This window comes from Arthrobacter sp. Y3225116 (assembly GCF_059091245.1).
In genome coordinates, this window is record NZ_JBNHGL010000240.1 from 1 (window position 1) to 4,278 (window position 4,278).

5 protein-coding genes are annotated in these 4,278 nt (G+C 67.0%); all 5 read left to right on the forward strand.

The genetic code is table 11. The features are described from left to right. Nucleotides 1–113 precede the first annotated feature (113 nt). On the forward strand, nt 114–953 hold the full coding sequence (gene tsf / locus AC5RV2_RS15235) for a translation elongation factor Ts (RefSeq protein WP_494093033.1): 840 nt from the start codon (nt 114–116) through the stop codon (nt 951–953). 169 nt (nt 954–1,122) lie between these two features. Then, the gene (gene pyrH, locus AC5RV2_RS15240) at nt 1,123–1,866 is read left to right on the forward strand and encodes a UMP kinase (protein WP_494093034.1); all 744 of its coding nucleotides are present in this window, start codon (nt 1,123–1,125) and stop codon (nt 1,864–1,866) included. A gap of 94 nt (nt 1,867–1,960) precedes the next feature. Continuing rightward, nucleotides 1,961–2,518 (forward strand): ribosome recycling factor, encoded by a 558-nt coding sequence (gene frr / locus AC5RV2_RS15245; protein ID WP_494093035.1) that lies wholly within the window; start codon nt 1,961–1,963, stop codon nt 2,516–2,518. Nucleotides 2,519–2,541: 23 nt separating this feature from the next. Next, the gene (locus AC5RV2_RS15250) at nt 2,542–3,444 is read left to right on the forward strand and encodes a phosphatidate cytidylyltransferase (RefSeq protein WP_494093036.1); all 903 of its coding nucleotides are present in this window, start codon (nt 2,542–2,544) and stop codon (nt 3,442–3,444) included. Between the two features lie 99 nt (nt 3,445–3,543). Continuing rightward, nucleotides 3,544–4,134, forward strand: coding sequence for a DivIVA domain-containing protein (locus AC5RV2_RS15255; protein WP_494093037.1), 591 nt, complete (start codon nt 3,544–3,546; stop codon nt 4,132–4,134). The last annotated feature ends 144 nt before the right edge of the window (nt 4,135–4,278 follow it).

Sequence of the window (4,278 nt, forward strand, 5' to 3'; positions counted from 1 at the left end):
TTTGTTTTTTTTTTTTTTCTGTGGTGTGCTTTTCTGTGGGGGGGGCCCGGGGGGGCTCAGGCCGGCCGCCAGCGGCACCGAACACTACTTAATACGGGAGGACTGGAGTCCAAATGGCGAACTACACCGCTGCTGATATCAAGGCCCTGCGCGAGCGCACCGGCGCCGGCATGATGGATGTCAAGAAGGCCCTGGACGAGGCCAACGGAGATGCCGAGAAGGCCATTGAGCTGATCCGCATCAAGGGACTGAAGGGCGCCACCAAGCGCGAAGGCCGCTCCACCGCCGAAGGCCTGGTGGCCGCCAAGGTCATCGACGGAACCGTCGGCGTCATGATCGAGGTCAACTGCGAGACCGACTTCGTCGCCAAGTCCGCCAAGTTCATCGAACTCGCTGACAAGGTACTGGCCACGGCGGTTGAGTCCGGCGCTGCCGAGCTCGACGCCCTGCTGGCCGCTGACGTCGACGGCAAGCCGCTGGGTGACTTCGTCGTCGAGGAAGGCGCCGTGCTGGGCGAGAAGGTTGTCGTCCGCCGGGTTGCCCGCGTCGAAGGCAAGACCGTCGATGCCTACCTGCACAAGACTTCCAAGGACCTGCCGGCACAGGTCGGCGTCCTCTTCGCCGTCGACGGCGAAGGCGACGCGGCCTTCGAAGCAGCCCACGACATCGCCGTGCACAGCGCGGCCTACGCCCCGGCCTACCTGACCCGCGAAGAGGTCCCGGCCGAGACCGTGGAGAACGAGCGCCGCATCGCCGACGAGACCGCCCGCGCCGAGGGCAAGCCCGAGGCAGCACTCGCGAAGATCGTCGAAGGCCGGCTGAACGGTTTCTTCAAGGAGATCGTGCTGCTGGACCAGCCGTTTGCCAAGGACCCGAAGCAGTCCGTCGGCAAGGTGCTGGAAGCGGCCGGTGTCAACGCCACCGCCATTGCCCGCTTCCGCGTCGGAGCGTAACCTCGGTCGCAACGTTTAGGCGAACTGGCTGATTCAGATGACGAGGGGGTGGTCACCATCGGGTGACCACTCCTTTTTCATGTCCGGATCGGCCGCGCGGCTTCAGCCGTCGGGCAGCCGCGGCCAGTCACACACTCTTTCCCCAGAACCACGCACGCCGGGAGGCACCATGGAATCCCAGAACACCCAGACCACCGCTGATGCCGGGGCCAAACGCCGCCGCGTCCTGCTGAAGCTTTCGGGCGAAGTCTTCGGCGGGGGGAAGCTGGGCGTGGACCCGGACACCGTCCGGGGCGTCGCCAAGCAGATCGCCGCCACCGTGGGCGAGGTCGAAGTGGCCATCGTCGTGGGCGGCGGCAACTTCTTCCGCGGCGCCGAACTGTCGACGTCGGGCATGGACCGCTCCCGTGCCGATTACATGGGCATGCTCGGCACCGTCATGAACTGCCTGGCCCTCCAGGACTTCCTCGAGCAGGCCGGAGTGGACACCCGCGTGCAGAGCGCGATCACCATGGGGCAGATAGCCGAGGCCTACATCCCGCGGCGGGCCATCCGGCACATGGAGAAGGGCCGCGTGGTCATCTTCGGCGCCGGCGCCGGCCTGCCCTATTTCTCCACCGACACCGTGGCTGCCCAGCGCGCACTGGAGGTGCACGCCGACGTCGTGCTCATGGCGAAGAACGGCGTGGACGGCGTCTACACGGCCGACCCGAAGAAAGACCCGGCCGCGGAGAAGCTCGACACCCTGACCTACGACGAAGCCATGCGCCGGAATATCCGGGTGATGGACCAGACCGCCTTCAGCCTGTGCCGCGACAACAAGCTGTCCATGGTGGTCTTCGGGATGGAGGGCGAAGGCAACGTGACCCGTGCGATTCTGGGCGAACAGATCGGCACCTACGTCACCGCCTGACTGGCGCCGGGCCGTCCGCCCGATAGCCTAGGATGGAAAGCAGAGCCAGGACCGCGGGCATCGCGGAGTGAATGAAGGACGTGAAGGAGAGACCGTGATAGACGAGACGCTGCGCGAAGCTGCCGAGAAGATGGACAAGGCAGTCGAAGTGGCCAAGGAAGACTTCGCCACCATCCGCACCGGCCGCGCCAATCCGGCACTGTTCTCCAAGGTCACGGTCGACTACTACGGCACGCCGACCCCGCTGCAGCAGCTGGCGTCCTTCCAGAACCCCGAACCGCGCACCCTGCTGATCACGCCGTACGACAAGTCGGCGCTGAACGACATCGAGAAGGCCCTGCGCGATTCGGATGTGGGCGCCAACCCGGCCAACGACGGCGTGGTGATCCGCGTTGTCCTGCCGGAACTGACCCAGGAACGCCGCAAGGAGTACGTCAAGGTCGTGCGGGGCAAGGCCGAAGACGCGAAGGTCTCCATTCGCAACATCCGCCGCAAGGCGATGGACACCATCGGCAAGCTGGTCAAGGACGGCGAGGTTGGCGAGGACGAAGGCAACCGGGCCGAAAAGGAACTGGACGCCAGGACCAAGTCGCACACCGACAACGTGGACGAGCTCCTCAAGCGCAAGGAAGCCGAGCTGCTCGAGGTCTGATGAGTACGGACCAGCCTCAACCCATGGCTGGCGATACGCCGGCTCCGGCGGCTGGTCCGGGACAGCGGCCGGCAGAACCCGGACGGCGGGCGCTGCGTGCCGCCGCCAAGCCTTCCCGTGCCGGGCGCAATCTGCCGGCAGCCATCGTCGTCGGACTCTCGCTGCTCATCGTTGTCCTGGTGGGCCTTTTCCTCCTGCCCGATGCCTTCGTGCTGCTGGTGGCCGGGTTCTCGGCCGTGGGCGTGTGGGAGGTTTCCCGCGCCCTGACGGTCAAGAACATCAAGGTGCCGCTGCCGCCGCTGTTCGCGGGTGCCCTCGCGATGCCCGTGGCCGCCTATTACGGCGGGCCGGAGGGGCTGGCCTTCGCCCTGGTGGCCTCCTGCGTCGCCCTGATGGTCTGGAAGTGCCTGGACAGTACCGACGGCGCGGTCAGCAGCGTGCTCAGCGGGACCTTCATCCTCTGCTGGGTACCCTTTTTCATCAGCTTCTCGCTGCTGTTGCTGCTGGAGGAGTCCGGCGCCCTGAAGGTGGCCACCATGCTGCTGCTGGTGGTCTCCAACGACACCTTCGGGTACCTCATCGGGGTGCTCTTCGGGAAGCACCCGATGGCGCCGAAGATCAGCCCCAAGAAGTCGTGGGAAGGGTTTGCCGGTTCGGTCGGCGGAGCCGTCCTGGTCGGCGTCCTGTGCTCGGTGCTGGTGCTGGACCTGCAGTGGTGGTTCGGGCTCGTCCTGGCCGTGGCCACCGTGGCCGCCTCCACCGTGGGCGACCTGGCCGAATCGATGGTCAAGAGGGAACTTGGCATCAAGGACATGAGCAACTTCCTGCCGGGCCACGGCGGGGTGATGGACCGGCTGGATTCCATCGTGTTCGCGGCCCCGGTGGCTTTCGTGCTCGCATCGTTGCTGGCCCCGGGCGCCGTGTAGGCGCGCGGCCGCGGTTACCCGGGGCCATGCGGCGGCCCGCATAGACTGGGCACCGTAGACAAGCGGAACGTATTGAAGGAACAGGAACCACAGGACACCATGGCGCGACGAACCATTGATGCCGGCAAGGGCAGTGCCCCGTTTGACCACGTGGACCGGCGGAACTTCGGCTACAACGCACGCCAGGTGGACGACTTCCTGGGCCGGGCGCGGGAGTACTACAACAACCCCGAACCCGACGACGCTCCCATCACCAGCCGCGATGTCCGGGCCATGACGTTCGATCCGGCCAAGGGCGGCTACGACCCGCGGGCGGTCGACGCCGCGCTGGACCGGCTGGAGGACGTCTTCGCCCAGCGGGAGCGCGACGCGTTGATCCAGCGGGACGGCGAACAGGCCTGGCTGACCCAGATCGGCCGCGTGTCGGCGATGCTGCGCGCCCGCCTGCACCGCGCCCCGGGCGAACGCTTCCGCCGGCCGACGAAGCGGAACGCCGTCAGCTACAACGTGGAGGACGTCGACGCGCTGTGCGTGGAACTGCTGGGCTATTTCGAGCACGACCAGCCGATGAGCGTCGACGTGGTCCGCAGGGCCGTGTTCCGCGAGGCCAAGGGCAAAGACGGCTACGAGGAAAACCAGGTGGACGCGTTCCTGGACCGCGTCGTCGAGTTGATGGCCGCGATCGACTGACGGGGCCGGACCTCGTTCAGTCCCCGGGACGGGCCCAGCCGGCCGGCTCCGGCGTGTCCGCCCGCTCCGGGGTGTGCAGCCGTGCCATGACCCGGGCAGTGGTGGCCGGCCTGCGCGAAGCCGTCGCCCGGGACACGGCCACGG